The 21963-nt window shown below is 59.3% G+C and carries 21 protein-coding genes; 12 read left to right on the top strand and 9 right to left on the bottom strand.

The annotated features are described in order from the left end of the window. Nucleotides 1–52: 52 nt before the first annotated feature. Together AS156_RS04035 and AS156_RS04030 are read right to left on the bottom strand one after the other, a co-directional pair. The gene (locus tag AS156_RS04035) at nucleotides 53–454 is read right to left on the bottom strand and encodes a DUF3375 family protein (protein WP_160331050.1); all 402 of its coding nucleotides are present in this window, start codon (nucleotides 452–454) and stop codon (nucleotides 53–55) included. A gap of 196 nt (nucleotides 455–650) precedes the next feature. Beyond that, on the bottom strand, nucleotides 651–1970 hold the full coding sequence (locus tag AS156_RS04030; RefSeq protein ID WP_066500321.1) for a TAXI family TRAP transporter solute-binding subunit: 1320 nt from the start codon (nucleotides 1968–1970) through the stop codon (nucleotides 651–653). A gap of 121 nt (nucleotides 1971–2091) precedes the next feature. Between AS156_RS04030 and AS156_RS41730 the strand changes: the two genes are divergently transcribed. Next, nucleotides 2092–2349, top strand: a complete 258-nt coding sequence (locus AS156_RS41730; protein WP_136625993.1) for a hypothetical protein — start codon at nucleotides 2092–2094, stop codon at nucleotides 2347–2349. A 544-nt stretch (nucleotides 2350–2893) separates the two neighbouring features. Next, nucleotides 2894–4324 (top strand): DUF1254 domain-containing protein, encoded by a 1431-nt coding sequence (locus AS156_RS04025; RefSeq protein WP_066500319.1) that lies wholly within the window; start codon nucleotides 2894–2896, stop codon nucleotides 4322–4324. 368 nt (nucleotides 4325–4692) lie between these two features. On the opposite strand, the gene AS156_RS04020 is transcribed toward AS156_RS04025, so the two are convergent. From AS156_RS04020 to AS156_RS04000, 5 genes are all read right to left on the bottom strand, one after another. Further along, complete coding sequence (locus AS156_RS04020; RefSeq protein ID WP_066500314.1) at nucleotides 4693–5223, bottom strand: hypothetical protein; 531 nt, start codon at nucleotides 5221–5223, stop codon at nucleotides 4693–4695. Between the two features lie 273 nt (nucleotides 5224–5496). Then, the gene (locus tag AS156_RS04015) at nucleotides 5497–6141 is read right to left on the bottom strand and encodes a hypothetical protein (RefSeq protein WP_245312543.1); all 645 of its coding nucleotides are present in this window, start codon (nucleotides 6139–6141) and stop codon (nucleotides 5497–5499) included. 323 nt (nucleotides 6142–6464) lie between these two features. After that, the gene (locus AS156_RS04010; RefSeq protein ID WP_066500311.1) at nucleotides 6465–7460 is read right to left on the bottom strand and encodes a helix-turn-helix domain-containing protein; all 996 of its coding nucleotides are present in this window, start codon (nucleotides 7458–7460) and stop codon (nucleotides 6465–6467) included. Nucleotides 7461–7632: 172 nt separating this feature from the next. Then, nucleotides 7633–8634, bottom strand: a complete 1002-nt coding sequence (locus tag AS156_RS04005; RefSeq protein WP_082747309.1) for an AraC family transcriptional regulator — start codon at nucleotides 8632–8634, stop codon at nucleotides 7633–7635. A gap of 241 nt (nucleotides 8635–8875) precedes the next feature. Then, nucleotides 8876–9325 carry a DUF2721 domain-containing protein gene (locus AS156_RS04000; RefSeq protein ID WP_245312542.1) on the bottom strand — a complete coding sequence of 150 codons (450 nt, stop codon included), beginning with the start codon at nucleotides 9323–9325 and terminating at the stop codon, nucleotides 8876–8878. Nucleotides 9326–9677: 352 nt separating this feature from the next. Between AS156_RS04000 and AS156_RS03995 the strand changes: the two genes are divergently transcribed. From AS156_RS03995 to AS156_RS03945, 10 genes are all read left to right on the top strand, one after another. After that, nucleotides 9678–10178 carry a DUF992 domain-containing protein gene (locus AS156_RS03995; protein ID WP_082747308.1) on the top strand — a complete coding sequence of 167 codons (501 nt, stop codon included), beginning with the start codon at nucleotides 9678–9680 and terminating at the stop codon, nucleotides 10176–10178. Nucleotides 10179–11195: 1017 nt separating this feature from the next. After that, nucleotides 11196–11867 (top strand): outer membrane protein, encoded by a 672-nt coding sequence (locus tag AS156_RS03990; protein WP_066500618.1) that lies wholly within the window; start codon nucleotides 11196–11198, stop codon nucleotides 11865–11867. 14 nt (nucleotides 11868–11881) lie between these two features. Then, complete coding sequence (locus tag AS156_RS03985; RefSeq protein WP_066500308.1) at nucleotides 11882–12670, top strand: DUF2092 domain-containing protein; 789 nt, start codon at nucleotides 11882–11884, stop codon at nucleotides 12668–12670. Next, nucleotides 12667–12969 carry a hypothetical protein gene (locus AS156_RS03980; RefSeq protein WP_066500307.1) on the top strand — a complete coding sequence of 101 codons (303 nt, stop codon included), beginning with the start codon at nucleotides 12667–12669 and terminating at the stop codon, nucleotides 12967–12969. Before AS156_RS03985 ends, AS156_RS03980 begins: the two co-directional genes overlap by 4 nt. Before the next feature lie 162 nt (nucleotides 12970–13131). Continuing rightward, entirely contained in the window at nucleotides 13132–13485 is a 354-nt protein-coding gene (locus tag AS156_RS03975; RefSeq protein WP_066500304.1) for an HdeA/HdeB family chaperone, read from the top strand. Nucleotides 13486–13697: 212 nt separating this feature from the next. Further along, nucleotides 13698–14561: a helix-turn-helix domain-containing protein gene (locus tag AS156_RS03970; protein WP_066500302.1), complete on the top strand. Its 864-nt coding sequence runs from the start codon at nucleotides 13698–13700 to the stop codon at nucleotides 14559–14561. A 129-nt stretch (nucleotides 14562–14690) separates the two neighbouring features. After that, complete coding sequence (locus tag AS156_RS03965; RefSeq protein WP_066500300.1) at nucleotides 14691–15440, top strand: outer membrane protein; 750 nt, start codon at nucleotides 14691–14693, stop codon at nucleotides 15438–15440. Nucleotides 15441–15527: 87 nt separating this feature from the next. Further along, nucleotides 15528–16181, top strand: coding sequence for a hypothetical protein (locus AS156_RS03955; RefSeq protein ID WP_245312540.1), 654 nt, complete (start codon nucleotides 15528–15530; stop codon nucleotides 16179–16181). Between the two features lie 463 nt (nucleotides 16182–16644). Further along, the gene (locus AS156_RS03950; RefSeq protein WP_066500293.1) at nucleotides 16645–17754 is read left to right on the top strand and encodes an HlyD family secretion protein; all 1110 of its coding nucleotides are present in this window, start codon (nucleotides 16645–16647) and stop codon (nucleotides 17752–17754) included. Between the two features lie 228 nt (nucleotides 17755–17982). Beyond that, nucleotides 17983–18246 (top strand): hypothetical protein, encoded by a 264-nt coding sequence (locus AS156_RS03945; RefSeq protein WP_066500291.1) that lies wholly within the window; start codon nucleotides 17983–17985, stop codon nucleotides 18244–18246. Between the two features lie 665 nt (nucleotides 18247–18911). On the opposite strand, the gene AS156_RS03940 is transcribed toward AS156_RS03945, so the two are convergent. Both AS156_RS03940 and AS156_RS03935 read right to left on the bottom strand, forming a co-directional pair. Beyond that, the gene (locus AS156_RS03940; protein WP_066500289.1) at nucleotides 18912–19916 is read right to left on the bottom strand and encodes a phospholipase D-like domain-containing protein; all 1005 of its coding nucleotides are present in this window, start codon (nucleotides 19914–19916) and stop codon (nucleotides 18912–18914) included. Between the two features lie 31 nt (nucleotides 19917–19947). Continuing rightward, complete coding sequence (locus AS156_RS03935) at nucleotides 19948–21816, bottom strand: ABC transporter ATP-binding protein (protein ID WP_136625992.1); 1869 nt, start codon at nucleotides 21814–21816, stop codon at nucleotides 19948–19950. Nucleotides 21817–21963: the final 147 nt, after the last annotated feature.

The raw sequence follows: 21963 nt of genomic DNA, 5'->3' as shown, positions 1-21963 counted from the left end.
ACTATTGTGGTGGGCCCGAGGAAAGACCTCCCGCCGATGAGGGGCTTACCTTTCACTTCGACCTCGAAGCGCTTCCAAGGCCCCGTGGGTGGACAGTGACGCTGTGCACAAGAGTCCGAAAATCCTGGATTAGGGAACCGCAATCGTCCTCTGCCTTCGAATGATCAGCCATCGTCTCGGCAAGTGAGTTCACCGTGCTGATGTAGCGATCCAAGGCAGCTGGGTGGAGCGCAACGGGGACTGGGGCTTCTTCGAGCGCGGCCATCTCGGCGTCGACGCGCAGGCGCTCTTCCTTTAGCTCCGCGATCCGCTGCTTGGCGTCCTCCTCAGAGATGACGTACTTGATCACGAGATCAATGTTGCGTTGCCGCTCGCCTTCGATCCGGTCACGTTTCGCCACCATTCGCGCACGCACCGCGGCCGCGTCCCCGGCAAGTCGCTCTTGTTGTGTCAAGGTGGCGCACCGCTTCAACTTACCGCGCATCAGCTAGGGGGAGTCCGCGTTTGCTACAGCGTCACCTCACCGGGATGAGACGAGCTATAGCGGTTGCGGAAGTTCGCTTGGATACGGCCGGCCATTTGCTCACTGAATCCGACCAGAGCATTTCAAGTATCGCATCTTGCCGCGGCCTATTCCCGAGCCGGCAGCCTCAGCTACCGTCCAATTGAGATGGTTTTAGCGTGGCGCGGCGGGCATGAATCAGACCTTCGACCCTGTTCGCGGCAACGTTCAACGTGGCCATATCGGCCGCATCTTCGTCCCCGCTCGCGATTTTGAGACGCTGGCCGCTCAAGATATCATCAATCCGGTCCTCGATGTCGGATAATGCATCTTCGTGCGGGGCCTTGCGTACCCGGCGAGCCAGGGCATAGAGCGCGTCGAGCGCTGATTCATCCGGCTTCGACGTCCGCAAGCCGATAAACCTCCAGGCCGCGGCGAGGATCGAAGCCAGTCCGCCAAGGATCATCGGAGTCAGGTAGATCGCATTGCTCCATTCGTCCAAAAAGCTCTCTTGGGTGCCGTTGAAGTATTCCGCTGCGCCAGCGTGGACCGGCAGGAAGGCTTCCGGATCCGTATCAGGGGCGGTGACTTGCGCCAGGATCGGCAGTTCGCCGATGAGGTCCCGGCGCGCGGCGAGAAGCGATCGTGTCAGGTCGGCTATGGTGTCGCGATTGAGCTTTTTCTGCGCGACCAGGTAGAAAGGCACCCGCAGTGTTGTGAGGTCGTCATCCGGAACTGCCGGCGAACCTTTGAGCGTGCCTTTCGGCACGTCGAAACTTTCGTAGGCTCGATGACTTTCCGCAATTGCGCCAGCCGATTCAATTGGAATGAGCACCGGCAGGGATTTTGGATTTTGCGGGAAGAGGCTGCGCGCGAGCGACAGATATTTTGGGGTCAGGGGCATGACGAGCAGAAGCGCGTCTATGCTTTTGGAGTCGACTGCTTGGCGTGCCTCAGGCAACGAGACATCCCTGAATTTCACGTTTGCGCGGTCAAGATCATATTGCTGACGCAGTGCGTTGACGACGGCTCTGTTGATCTCTCCGCCGACCACGTCAACGCGGCGACCTCTCAGGCTCGCCATGTCGCTCAGCGGCGACCCGGGAGGGGCTACGATCAGTACGACTGCGTGCGCGAGCACGAGGACAGCCTGGGCCTGCGAGAGGTCGCCGACGTCGCCACGGACGACGGCGAGGTCGACCTTGCCCGAAGAAAATGCGTTGGCGGCGTCGAGGGCGCTCGATTGATTGACGATCCGCAGTCTCACTGGCGCTGACGTGGCGGTCAGGCGACTGGCGATGGCCGACAACACCTTATCGGCTTCGCCATCAAGCGATCCAACCGCGGCGGCCAACGTGACCGGTCGGATGTACCACAAATAGGCGAACAGCCCCGCGCCAATAGCCAGCAGCAATGCGCCGCTCACCATCACGATACGAAGCCAGGCCGGCAGTTTGATGGCGGTCATCGAGTAACTCTCCGACTCAAGTTAGGCCTTGCATTGAAGCGTCGTGAACGGCGCTTCTCTGACACAGCCGTGTCTTGTCTCTGGATTGTATTCCGTTCCCTCGCGGGCAATGGATCACGGTATGAATCTGTTCGAACACTGGTGCCGCCCCACGTCACTCGATGTGTGCGTTTCCGGGCTCCGCCAGATGGCAGCCTTGCTTGAAGAGACTTTTGATACGGGAAGGTCGGTGCCCAAGGGACGAAGTAACCTGCCCAAAGGCGAAACGATCTGCTGTCCGTTCAATGCCATATCGCTGTCTGCGAGTTGTTTGGAGCGACGGGGCTATCACGCTTCATTCGCCGCCGCGCACCGACTTAGCTTTGCTTATGACGTGTGAGCTTGTGCAGCGAGAAGTGTGCCCTGCATAGCCACCTGCGAATTGACCTGCGACAGGCGCGCGGCCGACGGAGTATAGATCTGCATTGAATGCTTTCCTCGCGAACCGGCTAACTGCGCTGCCCGCTCTCTCAGGCGTCGGGGCGAACGCGCGCAATCGACGTAATCAGCGCCAATTTTTCCTCGATCTGCTATGCAGTTTCGGCAAAGGTGCGGGTCCTGTTGGCCGCGTGCCGGAGAAATCCCTCGCAGTCGCTACGAAGCTGATCCAGCGTCCATTGGTCCGCGACCAAAGCTCGCGCTTGCCGAATTTGCATAGCAGGTCGCCGAGTTCTCCGTTAGTTGGCAGGCGGATGAGGAGTCGCCGGTATGCCAGCTCGCTCAGCACGGCACGGGAGCATTTGATGCAAAAGCGATCGATCCGGAGTTCGTACGCGCTGAAGAGGCGTGAACTTCTGCAGTAGAATCCTGGAAGTTTTGTCGTTGTCGGCCCCACTCGCCAATCGTTTGAAGCCGTTTCAATCAGGTGCCAAGGAGAGAAGAATATGGAGATCACTCGTCGTAATCTCGCGCTGGGAGGCTTGGGCCTGCTGGCAGGTGCAACTGCAACACGATCTGCCCTTGCGCAGGATTCCTTCCTTGGCGTGAGGGAGGGCCTCGAGGATTTTTGGCTCGCGAGCGACGCCTACGTTTTCGGCTATCCGTTGGTGACGATGGAGATGACCCGCCGGGTTCTCACCAACATCGCCGAACCCGCGGAAACGAAGGCGCCGATGGGGCAGATCATCAAGATGCGCCAATATCCGGATGCCTCATTCAAGGACGTCACGGCACCGAACGCGGACACCCTCTACACGACTTCCTTTTTGGATGTCGGGAAAGAACCGTGGGTCCTCAGCATCCCGGACATGAAGGGGCGTTATTACCTGATGCCGATGCTGGACGGCTGGACCACGGTATTCCAGGTGCCGGGCAAGCGCACCACAGGGACGGGGGCACAGACCTACGCGATCACCGGACCTGGCTGGAAAGGCACACTGCCGGATGGCGTGAAGGAGTACAAGTCGCAGACCAACATCGTGTGGTTGCTCGGCCGCATCTATTGCACCGGCACTCCAGAGGACTACGCCGCCGTCCACAAGCTGCAGGATGAGTGCAAGCTCGTTCCCCTCAGCGCCTATGGCAAGCCGTACACGCCGCCTGCGGGCAAGGTCGATCCCTCGATCGACATGAAGACCGCTGTCCGCGAACAGGTCAACCGCATGGACGCGGTGTCGTATTTCAAGCTGCTCTGCGAGCTCATGAAAAACAATCTGCCATACGAAGCGGACGCCCCTCAACTTGCCAAATTTGCTCGCATCGGCATCGTCCCCGGACAGGATTTTGACGAGAGCAAGCTCAAGGCGGACTTCCTCAAGCGCGTGCCGGAGGTGTCGTTCGATAGGATCATGCTTCAGTTCAAGGTCAACAAGGCCGTCAAGGATGAGAACGGCTTTGCCTTCACAACGAGAACCGGTATCTACGGTACCGACTATCTGATGCGAGCCCTCGTGACCGCGATCGGACTCGGCGCCAATCGTCCGCAGGATGCGGTCTATCCGACTTCGCAAAAGGACGCGGATGGCCGCAAGTACAATGGCGCAAACAAGTATGTCATGCGTTTCCCGAAGGGGCACCTGCCTCCCGCCGAGGGATTCTGGTCGCTCACGATGTACAACAGCGCCTACTTCTTCGTGGACAATCCGCTCAACCGCTACTCCATCAGCGCGCGGCAAGACCTGAAGCAAAATCCCGACGGCTCAACCGACCTCTACATCCAGAAGGACTCCCCTGGTAAGGACAAGGAATCGAACTGGCTTCCGGCGCCTGAGGGAGACTTCATCCTCATGCTGCGCATGTATTGGCCGCAAGAAACGGACCCGTCGATCATCAACGGCACATGGACGATCCCTGCGGCCAAGAAGGTCGGGGCTTGAGAAATTGAACTGATGCCGGGCCCTCGGGTGAGCCGGCATAACCGAATGACTTCGTGGTCCCACTGTACCGTCGCCAACAAGAAGGGTGGGCGACGGTACAGAAGCACAAATCTCGGCGAGAGACGAAATCGGCCAATCGTGTGAAGCGCCTCCGGTAGATCACCAGGCTCTGGCTGGATGGTCGCGCGCTACGGCCGATGGAGATCGCACCATTGCTTCGCCGTGGCGCTATGACGCCACCAGTTCTCAGCGCGCTCCGGTTTCCAATTCCGCGATAGGCTGCGATTTGCCCATTCTGCCTCAGGAGGGAAGCCGCCTGGCTGTTTCAGCGCTTATCCCGCCCGTGCTCAGAAAATGACCGTTTGCGTTCAGGGCCTGGACTGGCGCATTGGGCCAACCGGATGGATGGCCCGCACTTCTTCGGCGTCCTCCATAGAGATCGCCCGCGTGCCCATCATGGCAGCATGAACGTTGCGTATAATGGCGTAGAGGAAGGCCGTAGTCAGTCCAAACAGCAACATGCCGTTGAGAGCTTCGAGCGCCCCCAACATCTGCCAACGGTCAGAAAGATGGAGGCTTGCATGGCCGAATGTCGTCATCGCGCCAATTGAATACAGCATCGCCGAGCGCTCGTCTGGAAGAGCGCCGAGCCAGAGGTAGGTTCCGGCCCAGACAGCGGCCCCTACGGCGTGCAAGGCGGTGGCAGACAGCACGGTCGCTCCCACCACCGCTACAAATGTCGCCAGATAGCCACGAACTCTTTGCGCGCGCCTTAAACCTCGCTCAACGCCGAGTTCTATCACGCCGAGACCGATGACGTGGATGACAGACGCAAGGACGATCAAGGGGAGTCCGCACAGCCAGTCTGTGATCCACGTTCCTGACGCGAGAAGATCCATGTTTCTACCAGCCTCGAGCCGTATTGTCGGCGTTGAGCGAGTCAGAAACGCGCGCGACGATCGGCTACCATAATTGCGCCACTTCGGCGAGCGGCCGCATGCTATGGGCTGCGGCGATCACGCTAGCGCTCCGTGATGCGCGTGCTGTTGGCGCGATGACGGTGAGGACGGGACGAGCGGGCGATACGGGTACTACACCTGCTCGACCAAGGCTGCGGCAAGGGCCGAACCGGAACGGGCGGCAGCTGTGTGCCGCCCCGGTACGCGACGCATTCAATAACAAGGAGGATAGGGATAATAGCCGCAATAGGGCCGGGCGTAGGCGGCTCCGACGGCGGCAGCTCTGGCATACATCGCGCCCCGGTATGCAGTGCGCCGCGCGACGCCCGCAAAGGAAAGCGGTGTAAAGGGGCGGCCGATAATATCGATGAAGATCGAGGCTGCGCCGTCCGCGCCGTTCAGATCGCCCTCGAGGGTCTGAACCGCGAAGACGAGCTTGTCCCCATCCAGCTTCGGATTCTTCAGGACGACCACGGCATCCTTCACGGAGCCGTCCTTGGTGTTGAAAGCCGAAACAGTCGCGTTCGGGGGATCGCCGGCAAAGCTGTCCTTGCCTGTGCCCCAGTCGGCTACGATGTCAGCCGTCAGTTGATGGCCGGCAGCGCGCACGGGCCGGTCCGCGAATATGATCGAGTTCGGCATGACGCCGGTCAGCACGAGGCTGTCGCCTTGCAATGTCGCGCTGCGGGAATTGAGGACGATGAGCGATGGCACAATTTGAGCATGTGCAGCGGAAGGCGTGCCTATCGTTTTCAGTTGTCCGTTTGGCGCGTTCTGGGCCCGCGCAGTCCCTGTGTCGAGCAGCAACGTTGCCGCCAGCAATGCCATGCAGATGGGCACGCCTCTCTTGTTGCGCATCTCGTTCTCCTTGCAATCAGCCGGGGGCTTCCGGCACGTTGGTCAGTGCGGACCGTAGACACCCTGAAATCAGCCGCCTATGCAAAATCGGCAAAGAAAGCGCAGCTCTCTCCAACTATACGTTTTTCAGCAAGGTCCGGAGCAAATGAATCAAGCTCTCATCTTCGCGGCGACGTTCAACGTCGCCATTCAGTTTCATCGTCGTTCCTGCCTGCAGTTTTTAGGCGCTGGTTGCTCGAGATGTCATCATTCCGGCTTCCCATCCCGGACAACTCGGCCTCGCACCCCGCGCTGCTATCATAGAGCGCCTCTCCCGAACACACCTAGGCCTTGCGCTGAAGGGTCGTCAGCGGCGCTTCTCCGAAAGCTGCACGGTATGTCGCAGCAAAACGTCCCAGCTCAGAGAATTGATACTCCCGCGCGATTCTGGCGACGCTCGTAGTGGAGGCATCGGCGCGCCGTAGCGCGGCGCGGGCCTTGTTCAGCCGGCGCAACAGGAGGTATCGCATCGGGCTGACGCCGAGAAACTCGTGACAGCACATCCGCAATGTGCGCTCGGCCACGCCGATTTCGGCACAAAGATCGGGCAACGTGATCTTCTGGCCGACGGATTTGCGCAGCGCGGTTTCGAAGCGGGTCATCAAGGCTGTGCGGTTGGAGCGTGCTCTGGAACTGCTTTCCGTCCCGTCGCCGGTGAGGCAATGGATCACGGCATGAATCATATCCTGTTCGAGCGCCCTTGCCACTTCGGGCTGCTCAATCAGTTTGTTTGCAGGAGCCGCCAGGTGACAGGCGTGTTGGAACAGGTGCTGAAAACGGGACAAGTCCGCGCCGAAAGGGTGGAGTAGTCTGGTCGAGCGCGGGGGCAGGATTGGCTGACCGGTCAATGCGGCACCATTCTTTGCAAACTGTTCTATGGGTAAGGATATCAGACCCCATTGGAATTTGCCGCTCGATCGCTGATGCATCCGCTGGTTGAGGCAGTGAAAGGCGATCTGGCCACTTTGGAAGGCAAGCCCGTCGCATTCAAGGCTCACCCGGCCAACAGGAAAGGACAAAAAGACCCTGTCGGCCGCAAGCGAAATGCAGGCAATGCGCGGCAGTGATTCGCGCAGCCGCATGACGACGAGATGGTCCAGTTTCAGCCGCAGCAACTCCGCGTCGAAATTCCCGGGACCGGTTATCGTGAAATTGACACCGATATCGCCAAATTCGGCTTCGTAAGCTCCGGGATCGTCAAACCTTGAAATGGAGCGCTCAGCCATATCCCCTTGTCCCATCGGACGGGCGAATGGCTCTCGCGACCATTTGATGCCCATGGGCTTCCTCGATGGGCCACCATCAGTCAATGGATGGGAGGCGACTATGCAATTCCGGCGCCGTGAGACGAATTGGCGCGCTCAACGAAGCGCGGAATCAAATTTCGAGCGAAAGCCGAATTGGCGCAAATTGGCCGGTCGATTTCCGCGGTGGGGTAAGTCGATGCTTGGGCTAGTGAAGCCGTCCCACGATGACCTCGGCCGGCAGCGTTGTCGGACGAATGAGATGGAGATCGGGGTCCTGCGCGGGGCGCCGCAGTGTTTCCGAGGGTAACTCTCCAAACAGCGTGCGGTAGGTGACCGAGAAACGCCCGAGCTCCCAGAACCCGTAATTTGTCACGATATGGGTAACGGTGGCCTTGGATGCGTCAGCGCGCAGCAGCGCGCGCCGGACCAGATACATTCTTCGCATCGTGAGATAGCGGATCGGAGCCATGCCGAGATGTTCCTCGCAAGCCGATCGCAGCGTCCGCTCGGAAACGTTCGTCGCAGCGCAGAGTTCGGTCAGATAGATGGCACGGTCCGAGTTTTCAGCCAGGTAATCCTCGAGCCGCGCGATAATCGCATCGTGACGCCGTCTGCCAGCGGTGATCTCGATGCCGGCGCCTTCGGCAAGGCATCGAACCATCAGATAAGACATTTGTTGTTCGAACCCGCGACGTAGTTCGGGCGATTCCAGCACGTCCGGCGTCGTACGGGCTAACTCGCCAACGGCTTGGTGCATCTTCAACAGGCGCGACATCAACTCGGGGCGGGGCCGAACCACGCGGGTTGCCAGCTGCTTTTCCAGAAAGTCAGCTCCAACGACGGTCGCCAGCGTTGCACTCAGTTCATCCTCGGGGAGCGACATTCCACAATAGCGATGGTTGGCGCCGGTGCGCTGGTGCTGCAACACGTCGAGCTTGTCGATAACGATATCGCCCGGCGCGACATCCATGCCGCAGTGCTGGATCGAGGGGCCTTCCAATTCGGGCAGAAAGCTGATGGATCTGCGACCGGGCCGGACGGCAAATCTGCTGACTTGAGGCAGATTCACCTCGTACCGGCTCATCCAAAGCCGATCCAAACCAATCTGCTCAATCGTCAGATCGAGCTGGCCACGCTTCGTCGGAAATACGTTGGTCTCCATTCCTTGAACGGCACTCGGGCAAAGCAGCGGATCTTCGATCCTCATCCTTCTAACCCAAAACACTTCTAATACCCCCCGCAACGTTCAGATGCCTGAGAGAGATCGTTCGAAAGTAACATCGTCTTCAAAAAGAAAGTTGAAACTCTATCGCATACAACTTCCGATTAATGAAGCGTTGTTTCGAAACCGAAGGGCGATCTGCGGCCTATTGACGCATCCAGGATAGGTCTCGGCTATCATGGGACGTGCTGGATGATCGAAAACGCTCAGTGTTCGAATTTCGCTGCTACGGGCTTCGGCCTGGTTTTTGATGGCTGAGGTCATGCAGCGACAGGCGGGCCTCCCGGACCAGATCTACCAGCGAAAGCGTGAAGAAGCTCAGCGCAATAACAAAGAGCAGGGCAACCCCATATTCATGCTGAAACTGGAAGAAGGCGGAGACGAACGCCAGGATCACCAGGAGCGACGTGACAATCGCGCTGATCGTCGAAAGAACAATCGCCTTGTTCAGAAGCACGGCGCGGCGCCTGAGGTGCGGCACGTCGGGGTGCGTTCGGGAAATGTCGTCGTCGATCGTAGCGTGCAGTGCCTGTAGCCTGTCGACAATGCGATTCATCCGCCCGATCAGAAGCGAAACGAAAGCTGCAACTGCGCCAAGGAGAAACGCTGGTGCCGTCACCTGCGAAATGACCTGCGACAGGTGCGCGGCGGTCGGTGTGTCGATCAGCATCTGCATCCCTTTCTCCGTTAATCAGGTACGCGCGCCCCTCAGGCGCCAGTTGCGGTGAAATGCCCGGACTGAAAATCGGCTAGCGCGCGCTTTTCAAGGATCGACTATGCAATTGTTGGCAGAGCAACCGCTGGTTTGTCCAGCCTCGTCGTTCCCGCCTGCGCCAGGCAGACGCGCGCATGTGCAAAAGCGGCTCGGCTATGCCTCGTCATTCAGCCGTCGAGGCGCGATTTTTCGCTGACGGCGGGTTCGGCGTGCCGATTTTGCATAGTCTCATCGGCTTCGCGCATGCTCATCTACGAAAAGCAGAAGGCGGTTCAGGACCAGCGCCTGCCCGCGATCAACGAGGTTTTGCGAGATGATCGGGAAGCGAATGCGCGCACAAGTTCTGGCTGTCCTTTGCACCTTCGGGGCATGGTCTGGCTCTGTGTCGTCCGCAGGCGCCCAACAGGCATCGTGGACCCAGATCGGCATGCTGGCGTGCAAGGTCGACCCCAGCGTCGGGTTTGTCATATTCGGTCATCAATCGATGTCATGTCGCTTTACTCAGAACCCGCCGTTCCCGATTCAACTCTATGAAGGCGCGCTCAACACCGTCGGAATCGATATCGGCGTTTCGGCCGGAGGTGCGCTCGCTTGGGCGGTTTTTGCTCCGACGGCAGGCCCACCGGTCGGCGCTCTCGCCGGCGAATATGTCGGGGCGTCAGGTGACATCGGCCTTGGCCTGGGCGCCGGCGTCAATGTCCTAGTCGGGGGCTCGGGGCGGTCATTTGCGTTGCAGCCCGTTTCCGTAGAGGGGTCAATTGCCATCGATGTCACCGTCGGCCTTTCCGGCCTACAGCTGCGTCCGGTCTATTGAACCTCCACGCCTTTTTTGCGTGACGGGATGAGACGCGGCTCCAGTTCGTGGTGCAGAAAGCGCATGGCGGGAGCGAGCGCGCAGAGATAGGCGAGCCAACAGGGAAAACAGATCGGACGACCCGGTGCCAACTGACCTGTCAAAAACGTGGTATGTTTCGTTTGAGGTGCCGAAGAAAGTGCGCCAAGCTTTGGCGCAGCGACGTTCGAGACAAAGTGAAAGCTTTCCAACCGAGCTCGATGCCCAGAGGTTTGCTCGCGAGAAATTCGAGCAAGGATACGTTGTGACCGCGGGCACCATTAATCCCTGCAGACCGCGACGGGCAATACCCTCGACGCTCATTCACCATTGGCTCGCGGCAATGTTCGAGCCGCCACCTGTCGAGCCTGTCTCATTTGAGGACACCAAGGAGGCAGATCTGCCGTAGGATCCGCCGCGAGGCGGCGCCGCCCCGTGCGTTGGCAGATTTTGCATAGGCCGTTCCGGCGTATCGTCGATATCATTCCAACAAGTTCGAAGAAGGCGTCTTGCGAGCAACTGCGAAAGTTGGGCGCGCTGAGCGCGCGCCATTGCGTTCGTTTCCCCGAGAGTAACGCTCGCCGTTTTGATCTTCTTCTCTAGCGGAATTGTCCGTGCTGGCGACGATGATCCGTCGAAGGCGCCGCTGCATTTCGCACGCAATTGGGCTGACGGTGACCATGATGGCGTTCGGTAAAGTTGAACCAGCCAGAGCGACCGATCGCCGCTCTGGACTGTCAGAATTTGCATATTCGTCAACCCGCACGCGTTGCACCAAGCAGCCATTCGGGAAGGTAAGGCCTGCGGTCAACATCGATGGCGCGATGCGTCGGCTGCGGCAACTGCGCCACAGGTGGAAAAATTGAAAGCAGGCGTCAGATTCTGCATAGCGGGTTGCGCGTGCCAGATGCGATTTGATGCTGCACGAATTCCTTCAATCACTCGGGTGGGGCAATGAACAAGATCAGTAAGTTTGCAGTTGCGATCGCAGCTTCGGGGATGATGGGCGGCTATGCGGCTGCGGCGGATTTGCCAGCGGCTCCCGCCTACAAAGCGCCGGCTCCGGCTGTCGCTGTCTATAACTGGACGGGGTTCTATGTCGGCGGCAACGCTGGATATGGCTGGGGTAACCAGGATCCGCTGGTGCTGTTCTCCAACAGGTTCGATCGTGCCGGTTTCGACATCAGCGGCGGTATGATTGGCGGCACATTGGGCGCGCAGATTCAGCAGGGATACGTTGTGCTCGGTCTGGAAGGTGACATTGACTGGGCCAACATCAGCGGCTCGTCCGTGGTAACACCCAGTATCTTCGGCCTCGGGCAGGGCGTCACGCTGAACACCTCGTCGAGCATTGGCGCGCTTGCAACGGCGAGGGCGCGGGTCGGCGTCGCCATGAACAACGTCTTGATCTACGCCACCGGCGGCGGAGCCTTCGTCAAGTCGAGCGCCAATGCATCGACCATTGCAGGCGTGCCCTGCGGCACGCTTGGCGTCCTGCCGTGTTCGGGCTCGTCCTGGCGTCCGGGCATTTCGGCTGGTCTGGGCTTCGAATACGGCTTCACGCCGCACTGGTCTCTGAAGGCCGAATATCTCTACACGAAAGTCGTCGGCACCGGAGTGAGCACGGATGACCTGAATATCGTGCGTGCCGGCATCAACTATCGGTTCTGAGCGGGATCGCATCGATGATCACACTTGCTCTTGTTCGGCGCATCTTCGCGCCCGGCGTGGTTCTCTGCGCCGCTATCCTCGCGGGTGGCGCTAACGCGCAGGGCGATGATGCCGTGCCCATCCTGAAACGAATGTCCGCCTATATCGGCGGTCGGTCGACCATCCAGGCAACTTTCGATTCTGATATCGAAGTCGTCACAGACGATCTGCAAAAGGTTCAGTTCGCGAGTTCGGGACAGGTGATCCTCAGCCGTCCCGACAAGCTGCGTGCCAGCCGGACGGGAGGCTACGCGGACGTCGAGTTGGTCTTCGACGGAAAGAAGGTGACGGTCTTCGGAAAAAATATCGACGCCTATGCCCAGGCGGATTTTTCCGGCAACGTGGACCAGCTGATCGACAAGATGCGTTCCGAGTTTGGCATCGAGGCCCCCGGTGCCGACTTGCTGCTATCGCGGTCATTCGACGATCTGATGACGGGCGTATATGATGCCAAGCATGTCGGTCGCGGTGTGATCGAGGGCGTCGAGTGCGAGCATCTCGCCTTCCGCTCATCCGACACGGATTGGCAGATATGGATCGAGGCTGGGACCAATCCAGTTCCTCGCAAGTTCGTCATCACCAGCAAGACGGTGACCGGAGCGCCTCAATACACCCTCAGGATCAGGGACTGGAAGACGAACAGCCAGCCGCCGGCCGACGCTTTTGCTTTCCAGCCTGCGGCTGAAGCGAAGCAGGTGGTTTTCGGCTCGCTTGTGAACATCGATGAAGTCCCGCCGGGATCGCCTCAGGGAGGAAAGAAATGATATCGTCCATCACCAGGGCCCTGCAGCTTGCAGGTGGAGTGGCCGCCGTGATTGCCGGCCTGTTCGCGAGCGACAAGGCGTTCGTTGACGCTGGCTCTTTTGTCACCCAGGCCCATGCGATCATCGGCCGGCCCTTGACGCCCCTGAGCTACGCCGGCGTTGCGAGACGCACGACGGCGCGAGCGGTGACGGCAGGCGCCGTCGCTGCAGGAGCCGCCGCCGTGGCCGCCCCGGTTGTCGTACCCGCATGCGTCCAGGCGGTCGATGCCTATGGCCGGATTTATATGCGCTGCCCCTAATCCAGGCGTCTGCGCGGTGCAGGCCATCCGCAACCTTGTCTTGATCCTGATCGCGCATCCGGGCCGACGGTTTCAGTTCGGATGCCGGTCGAGCCGACGGCGTTTCGCAATTCGGTCGCCGGAAATCTCTCAACCTCTGATTCACTTACGAATGGAGTCCCAATGCGTTTGAGATTGCTCCTTTCCGCTACGCTCCTGGTTGCCGCCATGACGTCAGCCAGGGCCCAGGTGCCGCTGTCGTCTTATGTTGATGCAAATGGATTCATCGACGTCCAGACGCTGACCTGCGCGCAACTCGCAGGGACCTACCAGGAAGACGCCGACGCGCTTACGGCCTGGTACAGCGGGTGGTACAACGGCCTTGCCAAGAAGCATTTCCTCGACCTGCGCAAGGGCAAGATCGCGGAGCACGAGGTGATCGTCTACTGCAAGGCCAATCCCGAAAAACGCATCATCGATGCCATTGCTGTGGTGTTCAAAGCGGAGCGGGAGCTGATGGGCATCCAGATGAAGTAGATCGTTTGCGAGCGGATCGGTCATCTGCGGACTTGATCCGCTCGTGCAGTTTTGCCGAAGCAGCATAGCTTCCTCCTATCTTCTTCGCTTGAACTGCCGCTCTGACGGGCGGGGGTATTTTAGAGTTGAATGATTTCGGGGAATACACCGACGCCATTCGGGGCGCGAGGGTGACGTTTCTAAAGTCCGCTCCGTCCTCGCATCGATGGGGCGTGAAGTATCTCGCATTGCGTCGCGCGATTCTTCAGTTCGGCGCAGACGGCGGCCCAGGAATCGTCCATGGCGTCACCGACCCGAATTTTACGACCCTGATCATCCAGTCGTCCAACTTCGACGATCGCGTCCTGCTCGATGGTGCGCGCTGCCAAGCGTCGGACCTGGTCATTTTGCCTCCGGATTGTCACTTCACCTTTGTTCGTTCCGGTCATGTCGAATGGGTAGCGTGGTCGCTGCCGCGGGAAGAGAGTATTGCAACGAAGATCCTTCCCGCAGTCACGAGCCAGGCGTCGCCGAAGACGGCCAAGCATCTCGTCCGGCTGTCAGAGCCGATCGCATCGGGACTGATCGAAGCATCGAGGCAGGCTCTGCGCTCTATCTCCGATTCTGCGCTCGCCGACCGGCCGGTGGTCGCCTGGGAGACGGAGTTCGCCTTGATGGATGAACTTGCTTACGTCTGGGACAATCGCGTAAGCGAAGCCCTCCTGCCCAACAAATACACGGTCGCTTCCGAGCGCATCGTTCTGGAGGCCCTCGAGTTCGTGAGGAAAAATCCGGAAAGCATCATCCATATCAAGGATATCGTAAAAGCCACCAAGGTGGAGTACCGGACCTTGCTGCGCGCTTTCGAGCGCTATCTCGGCTGCTCGCCAAAGCACTATCTGAAGCTGCGGCAGTTGAATCTGGTTTACCATGAGATCCGTCACATGGGTCCGGCCGCCAGGCTCGTCGATATCCTCGCGGCCCACGGCGTCACCGAGTTCGGCAGGTTTGCCGGCCGCTATAGGTGGCTGTTCGGCGAGTTGCCATCCGAGGCGCAGCGTCGGTTTGGCGCATTGAGGCCTGACAACTCGCCGTGAGTTTGGGGTGGTGTTTTGGTGCAACACCACAGTGAATTGGTCGGCTGTGACAGTTTCTGCATACCAACTGAGCGAAAGTCGATGGCACATGGCTCATGTGTTCTCCACCTTCGATGAGGTTGTCAGGCTATGAAAAAAGTTAGTTTACTTGCCACGGCGGCGGTGATGTCCGTTGCGCTCACCGGTATTGCAAAGGCCGCGGACCTTCCGCAGCGGCCGGTCTACAAGGCGGCTCCGATCCCGGCGCCGATGATGTATAACTGGTCCGGCTTCTATCTCGGCGCGAACGGCGGATATGGCTGGAGCAATCAGTGTGTCGATCTCACCGCCATTAATGGAATTGGCGGCGTCTTCGCCGAAGGCTGCAATAGCAAAGGCGGCGGCATCGTCGGCGGCCAGTTCGGCTATCGCTGGCAGGCCGGACAATGGGTGTACGGTCTTGAAGCGCAGGGCGACTGGGCCAACATCCGCAACACGCGCATCAGTGCGCAGGACCCGGCCCGCACGTACAAGTCGACCCTTGCCGGCTTGGGTCTCTTCACGGCTCAACTTGGCTACGCGGTCAACGAGGCCTTGTTCTACGTCAAGGGTGGCGGCGCGGTTGGTAGCCAGGACTTTGCCATCCTTGACAGCGTGACCGGCACGGGCATCGCGTTTGCGAGCCGGACCCGCTGGGGTGGCGTCGTGGGTGTCGGTTTCGAGTACGGCTTCTCTCCGAATTGGACGGCCGGTATCGAGTACGACTATCTGTGGCGGGTGAACGAGAGCAACACTTTCTCGACGCCGTCATTGGCGCCCATCGCGTCGATCACCACCAACACCAAGACAGACGCGAATCTGCTCTCAGTTTGCCTCAACTACAAGTTCGGTGGTTACTAATGAAGAAGGAGGCCAGCCGATTCAGCCGGCCTCCATTCTTTTCCATCATGCCTCGGCCCGGATTATCCCTGATTTTGGAGTTGAATCATGTTGTCGAATACGATGCGTGCAGTTGCTTTTCTCGGCGTTCTGACGGTCACAAACATGGCCTTAGCGCAGGATACGGCGCCCCATGCACCGCTAAAGACGATCGGGGCCACCAAACCCCAGATCGTTCCATCGCTGATAGTCTTCAACTCCAGGGGCGCGAACATGCAGGCCGGCAGGCTGGTCCTCAACGGCGTCGCGTCAAATGCGATCATATTTGCAGATCGGCCGGTTCGCTCGGCCGGCCACGATCTGACCAGTCATATCGTTGAGGATTGGGGAGCCGGCAGCGACAATTTCGCAAAGGATCCGCCTAACGCCACGGTGTCTGTGTTTCAGAAAGATGGCAGCGGCGTGCGGGATGCCGTTGTCACCTTGAAAAATCCCAAGCTCGAAGGTGATAATCTTGCCTTCGATGTCGACGTTCTCGAGGGTGACATCAAGGGCGCCGATGGCCCTGCCTCTGTCTTTATCGACATCATCGGCCTTCCGTTTACGCCGCTTTCATTCGCGGGCGTTGCGCGACGCACGGCCTATCGGGGTGCGTATTATGCTGGAGCCGCCGCGGCGGCCGGTGCCGCAGCAGCTTACGCGTATGGCCCGTATTATCGGCCGCCCCTTTGCGGGTACTATCCTTATCCACCATGCTATTGACGGAACTGCGCGGAATGTGGCCCGGCGTTCTTGCGCCGGGCCCGGCCTGTTTCGGTCTGATGCCGGCGCTCGGTCTATCTGGCGCGCGCACTACGGTTCGAAGGCCAACCGCAGGCAACAGATTGGATGCCCTTGCGGGCGATAGCTTCGCGGCCGGAAGCCGCGGCTTGCCGAATCTGCATAGCGGGTCGTCGCACTTTCGGTAGCTTGGCAAGCGGACGACAAGACGCTTAGCGTGTCAGGTCCGTCCACCGCGGAAAGGGAGTAACCACGCCGCCGTCGATTCTGCCGGCTGGTGAGGAGATGTCGAAGTCTCCCGGCTTCAAGCGCGTCTCATAGAGATCGGATTTGGGTCAGCTAGATGCGAGACGAAGGTCGTGGATCCAAGCGTTTGGCCGATACTGCCGTGCTACCGGGCTTGTTAGTGTTCAATCCGGTACTCGCCAGCTAGAGGGGTTCAACCGTGCTCATCATCCTGACGCTGTACTTGATCATGGTGTGGCTCGTCTTCTTCAAGATCAAGTTGGTGCGATGGGGTTGGGCGTCCGGCACCGTCGCCGGGCTGTTCGGCGCCTTGATCCTTGCGGCGTTCCTCGCGATGTTCAATTACCTCACTCCGTCGGGAAGCTTTGTCGTGGTTTCTCGCGTCATGGAGGTCACGCCGAATGTTTCCGGCGAGGTGATCGAAATTGCGGTCAAGCCGAACGAACCGGTGAAGGCCGGCGCCGTGTTGTTTCGTATCGATCCGACGCCGTTCCAGTACAAGGTCAACCAGCTCGAGGCCTCGCTCGCCCAGGCGCACCAGCAGGTCAAGCAATTGACGGCCAGTTACGAGCAGGCGAGCGCAAATGTCGAGGGGCTGTCCAAGCAGCTCGCCTATCACACCCAGCGGCTGGCCGCTTACCGCAAGCTCGTCACTGAGGATGCGCAAACCGAGTTTCACCTGCAAGACATCCAGGTACAGTACGAGACCGTGGAGTTTCAGCTGCAGGCGGCCAAGGCCGCGCAACTGAATACGCGGCTGGCCATGGACTCGGAGATTGGCGGCGTCAACACGACAGTCGCACAAATCAAGGCGCAGCTCGAGCATGCGAAGTGGGAGCTCGAGCAAACGACGATCCGTGCCGTCGGCGATGGCGTCGTTACGATCATGGCCCTGGCCGTCGGCGACCGTACCAACCCGGCGCGCTCGGCGATGTCGTTCATCGTCATGGACGATATCCTCATCGCGGGCATGTTCCCGCCCAACGGATTCAAGACCATCAAGCCCGGCGCGCGGGTCAAGCTCGTGTTCGATGACGATCCCGGCCGCATCCACGAAGCGACGGTCACGGCCATCCCGCAGGGCGTGGGGCAGGGCCAGGTCGCGGTCTCGGGTACGCTGGCGCGCGTCGGCTCGATCGGCGGCGCCAAAGTCTATCCGGCCGCCATTTCCATACCGAAAACCATCGACCGCGGTCAGCTCAGGCTCGGAATGCCCGGCACCGCCACCGTCTTCGCGGACGACGCCGGTGCCATCGGTTTGCTTATGTCGATCCTGGTGTGGATCAGCTCGTACATTGCATATTTATAGATGTCTGCCTTTCACTCCCGGCTCTGGTCGGTAGTCGATCCAGGCGCCGCCGGAGGAAAAATGAGCTTTCGATCTACGGGCGTTACTGCAGGCATCGTCTTGGTCATCCTTCTCGCCGAGTTGTACTCGAGCGCTAGCAGTTACGCTCAACAGTCAACGGACCAATTGTTAATATCATCGGGGTTTAATCCCATCGCTGCTACCACGCCGGAGATGTTGAGTCGGCTGATGTCGTTTCCACCCAATCAATTCCAGCTGCGGCAAAAGGGCGGACGCCCCTACTATGTCTACGCCGATCCCTCCGGATGCACTTGTGCGTATGTCGGCAGCGTGGCCGCCATGGACAAGTATCGCGCCAGCTATGGCGCGCTGCCGGCAGATACGCTCTCAGCAGGAGGCTTTACGGATCCCGAGCAAAACCTGATCAACAGCATGGACGACGACGAGGCCTCGGCCGAGTTCAATAACGATGTGTTCGGTCCGGACCTTTAAGCTGGTCGGATGAATCAATGGATACTTTCAATTGTAGTCACCGCGTCATGCCGTCACCTCGTCGGACACGAGCTTCCGAGCGCAAGACCACGTCTATCTGTTCCGGGCAAGCAGCAGGAACCGAGCGGCAAACGGCCGTTGGTGCGGCGTCGTCGAACTTGGCGATTATCCAGTTAGCGCATGCACAGGCCGATCCGAGCGGTTACACCACTCCCGACCAGCGTATCGTCGAGGCCATCGCAGTAGCGTGCCTAGCACACGGGATAGGTTGAATGTTCAGGCGTCATCGGTTCCCGACCATCCGGGAAATGATGCCCGCGCAACAGCGAGAGGCCTGTTGCGCTCTGGTAGGGCAAGCTAGGGCGCGTTTCTGTCGAGCATAGAAGGGTGTTCGGCGAGAACTGGTCTCAAAACGCTTAACGGAAAAACTCCGACTTGCCCTATGGGCGCCGACCAGCACTGTAGCGTCCACTCGGCGGCGAGCCGGAATGTCAAATGACGAAGCCAGAGCTGTCCTTTCTCGCAGGAGCGATGGTTCGTTCGCAACTCGATCGGCGCGGAATTCCATCATGTGCCGCAGCCCGGTTTCGCGCAGGCACTAGCGATGCAGGTGATCATCGCCAGATAGTAGGCTCTTACTCATGATCATCGACCGACTTTGCCGATTAGTCGTTCTCGTGTTTTTGCGAGGGGCCGAGGGCAAGCAAATCAGCCCCCTTGGTGCCGTGCTTTTCGAAGTCCGCAAGAATGCCCGCATCGGAAAGGTCGAGCTTTCTTGAACGCTTCCAGTCGTGTCGAGTGGTCTCGGCCAATCGTTTGACAACATGATGTGCGCGAGTTTCGACGGCAAGCTCGCGCCTATCGTCAAAGCTCCCGGGCGTGAGGTTGATCGATCCGACGATCGCCCGCTCTTCATCGGCGAGGAGCATCTTGCCATGCAACTTCAGGTGCTTCAGCGTGTGAATCTTGGCTCCGACGTCATGCATGATCCGAAGGCCACCGATTCCTTCGACGAGCTTGTTTTTCTTCAATTTATGGGACGGGCGCGCCATGATGTGAACTCGGACACCACGCTCAATGGCGCGGACCAGGCGTTCGATGATCACCGTATCCTGATAGCGCTCGTTCTGGATCCAGAGCGTCTCTTTGGCGGAATCGATGAAGCGCGCGGTACGTTCGCGCCCGTTGTTCGGGCACCAGATCAACTCCGATCTCGCACTGGGATCAAACTTTTGGTGCATCCAATCGGCATCAAAGCACCTCACCATCTCCGACACTTCGATCTTTTTGGTCGTGACAATCGCGTAATCCCGTGTTTCGGTCAGGTCGCGTGTTTCCCAATTCAAAGATTCGACGAAACCCAGCTCGTCATCGATCACCATTGACTTCTGGTGAGTTACAGCAAAATCGGGACTGCTGTATTGGACCTCGACATCGCCGGCAGTCAGCTGTTCGCGCGCGATTTCGTTTTCGCTATTGCCGTCACGGCGGGCCGGATTGAGCATGACGCGAACGTTAAGGCCGCGTTGCCTGGCCGCGATCACCGCTTTCAGCAGTGTTGGGTCTGTGAACAGGAACATCCGGATATTGAGCGAACGCTTGGCCGCATTGATCGGATCGAGAATCGAGTTGAAGGTGTCGTCGGGAAGCACGATGAGGCTGTGCGACATGTTTATGAATCTCCGGGCCGAAACGCTGCAATCACGAGAGGGCTTTCGCGGAAGGCTGGTTCGCAGTGTCGTATTGAATGCGGTGAAGTTCGGCGTAAACCCCGCCCATGGCGAGCAATTCGTCGTTCGAGCCCTGTTCAACCACAACACCATCCTTCAGCACGACGATCTTGTCGGCGTTGGCGATCGTGCTGAGGCGATGAGCTATCATGATAACCGTGCGGCCCTTCATCAGCTGACGCAATGCATCGATGACGAGGTGTTCCGATTCTGTGTCGAGCGCGGCCGTCGGCTCATCGAGAATCATGATCGGGCTGTTGCGCACAACGGCGCGGGCGATGCCTATACGTTGCCGTTGGCCGCCCGACAATGTGTCGCCCCGTTCGCCGACCAGCGAATCGTAGCCATGCGGCATGGCGCTGATGAAATCATGAGCGTTGGCAACTTTCGCCGCAGCGACGATCTGTTCCTCGGTGGCGCCTTGGCAACCGTAGGCGATGTTCTCGCGGATCGTTCCGCGAAACAGCACTGTTTCCTGTAGCACGAATCCCACCTGCGCGCGCAGGGTCGCGAGCCTGTATGAAGAAACGTCCAGGCCATCAATCAGCACCCGCCCGCTGCTCGCCTCGTAGAACCGCGGCAAGAGACTAAGTACAGTTGATTTGCCGGAGCCGGTGGGGCCGACAAGGCCGACGACCTGACCGGGCTCTATCTCGAAGCTCACTTCTCGTAGTATCGGGACGTCGTCATATCCGAAGGCCACCTTATCGAAGCTGATGGCGCCCTTGATCCGTCCAGGATCGACGCCGTCCACAGGGTCGTTGATGACATCGTCGGCCGACAAAATCGTTTGAATACGCTCCAGCGCAACGGTCGTCTGTGCGATCGTGCTGGTCATGCTCGCCAAGTCTTTTACCGGTTTGAAGAATTTGGTCAGGTACGCGAGGTAGACCGTCAACGCTCCGGCCGTCAGGGCGCCCGCAACGATCAGCGACGTCCCCCTCCAAAGGACAATGCCGGTGCAGATCGCAACAACAATGCTCACCGTCGGTGACATCAAGGATTTGATCTGGCGCGCCTTCAGCGCAGCTTCCACTGTGGCGTGGCTTGCGGCTTCCAGGTGCGCTATCTCAAGGTCCTGCCGGCCAAATGCCTTTACTGCACGAACCGATCCGATTCCCTGCTGTACGACTGCAACAATCTCGCTCTGCCGGGCGCGCACGGTTCGTGTCACCTCTTTCACAGCCTTCTTGAAGTGAAAGAGAAACACCAGCAGAAAGGGCACGAGCGCGACAGCGATCAGCGTGAAATCCCAATCCAGATAGAACATCAATCCCAGCATAAACAGGATGGTGATGAGATCGACGACGATATCGAGTGTAGCGGAGGATGCGAAATCCTGGATGGTCGAGACGTCGCTGGTGATCGTAGACATCAAGGTTCCGGTCTTGACGTTGTCGTAGTAGCGCAGCGACAGCCGATGCAGATGCGTGTAGATCTGTACGCGCAAATCGTTGGCAACCCATTGGCCGACGCTGGTGGTGTAGTAGTTGTCGATGTAGGTCGCGATCGCGCCGACGACGGCGATGAGCAGGGTTGCGGCGCCGGCAAACAGCGCGACGCCAGCGGTGTGTCGTCCGAACCCGTAATCATGCGCCCAAGCCAGCCAGTCCGGCAATTGGTGCCGTCCCAGAGCGTCATCGAGAACCAGCTTTAGTGGCCAGGGCGCCGCCAGGCTCATTGCGATCTCAATCAGCATGGCGGCGAAAACGATGAGCAGCCAGCCCCGATACGGCCTGAGCAACCCCAGAACCATCGAAGTGAGTCGTTTTCCCTCGTGCGGCTTTTTGAGCGCCACGGTGGCGCTCGAAACGACGGCGGCAATCGTCTTCAGCAACATGTCGGTTACGGCCTCCAACTCCGTGCGATCATGTGCGTAACGAACCTGCGCGGCTATGCAAAAACAGACAAACCGGGGCCTCAGCGAGAGTTTCTGCTGCGACTGAATCATCGCTAGCAGCGCTCAGCTGCTCGCTAGTAGCGGGCA

Origin of the sequence: Bradyrhizobium macuxiense, assembly GCF_001542415.1 — a bacterium.
GTDB classification, from domain to species: Bacteria; Pseudomonadota; Alphaproteobacteria; order Rhizobiales; family Xanthobacteraceae; genus Bradyrhizobium; species Bradyrhizobium macuxiense.
The sequence above is the reverse complement of the archived record's forward strand: the minus strand, read 5'-3'. Positions and strand labels throughout refer to the sequence as shown.

Excerpts from the sequence above, each read along its gene's own strand:
- AS156_RS41730 (WP_136625993.1), top strand. The coding sequence starts at position 2,092 with ATGAATCTGTTCGAACACTGGTGCCGCCCCACGTCACTCGATGTGTGC.
- AS156_RS03975 (WP_066500304.1), top strand. The coding sequence starts at position 13,132 with ATGCGTTTGAGATTGCTCCTTTCCGCTACGCTCCTGGTTGCCGCCATG.
- AS156_RS03955 (WP_245312540.1), top strand. The coding sequence starts at position 15,528 with ATGTTGTCGAATACGATGCGTGCAGTTGCTTTTCTCGGCGTTCTGACG.
- AS156_RS04005 (WP_082747309.1), bottom strand. The coding sequence starts at position 8,634 with ATGAGGATCGAAGATCCGCTGCTTTGCCCGAGTGCCGTTCAAGGAATG.
- AS156_RS04000 (WP_245312542.1), bottom strand. The coding sequence starts at position 9,325 with ATGCAGATGCTGATCGACACACCGACCGCCGCGCACCTGTCGCAGGTC.
- AS156_RS04010 (WP_066500311.1), bottom strand. The coding sequence starts at position 7,460 with ATGGGCATCAAATGGTCGCGAGAGCCATTCGCCCGTCCGATGGGACAA.
- AS156_RS04015 (WP_245312543.1), bottom strand. The coding sequence starts at position 6,141 with ATGCGCAACAAGAGAGGCGTGCCCATCTGCATGGCATTGCTGGCGGCA.
- AS156_RS04020 (WP_066500314.1), bottom strand. The coding sequence starts at position 5,223 with ATGGATCTTCTCGCGTCAGGAACGTGGATCACAGACTGGCTGTGCGGA.
- AS156_RS04025 (WP_066500319.1), top strand. The coding sequence starts at position 2,894 with ATGGAGATCACTCGTCGTAATCTCGCGCTGGGAGGCTTGGGCCTGCTG.
- AS156_RS03990 (WP_066500618.1), top strand. The coding sequence starts at position 11,196 with ATGATGGGCGGCTATGCGGCTGCGGCGGATTTGCCAGCGGCTCCCGCC.
- AS156_RS03965 (WP_066500300.1), top strand. The coding sequence starts at position 14,691 with ATGAAAAAAGTTAGTTTACTTGCCACGGCGGCGGTGATGTCCGTTGCG.
- AS156_RS03980 (WP_066500307.1), top strand. The coding sequence starts at position 12,667 with ATGATATCGTCCATCACCAGGGCCCTGCAGCTTGCAGGTGGAGTGGCC.
- AS156_RS03985 (WP_066500308.1), top strand. The coding sequence starts at position 11,882 with ATGATCACACTTGCTCTTGTTCGGCGCATCTTCGCGCCCGGCGTGGTT.
- AS156_RS03935 (WP_136625992.1), bottom strand. The coding sequence starts at position 21,816 with ATGTTGCTGAAGACGATTGCCGCCGTCGTTTCGAGCGCCACCGTGGCG.
- AS156_RS03995 (WP_082747308.1), top strand. The coding sequence starts at position 9,678 with ATGATCGGGAAGCGAATGCGCGCACAAGTTCTGGCTGTCCTTTGCACC.
- AS156_RS03940 (WP_066500289.1), bottom strand. The coding sequence starts at position 19,916 with ATGTCGCACAGCCTCATCGTGCTTCCCGACGACACCTTCAACTCGATT.
- AS156_RS03945 (WP_066500291.1), top strand. The coding sequence starts at position 17,983 with ATGTCGTTTCCACCCAATCAATTCCAGCTGCGGCAAAAGGGCGGACGC.
- AS156_RS04030 (WP_066500321.1), bottom strand. The coding sequence starts at position 1,970 with ATGACCGCCATCAAACTGCCGGCCTGGCTTCGTATCGTGATGGTGAGC.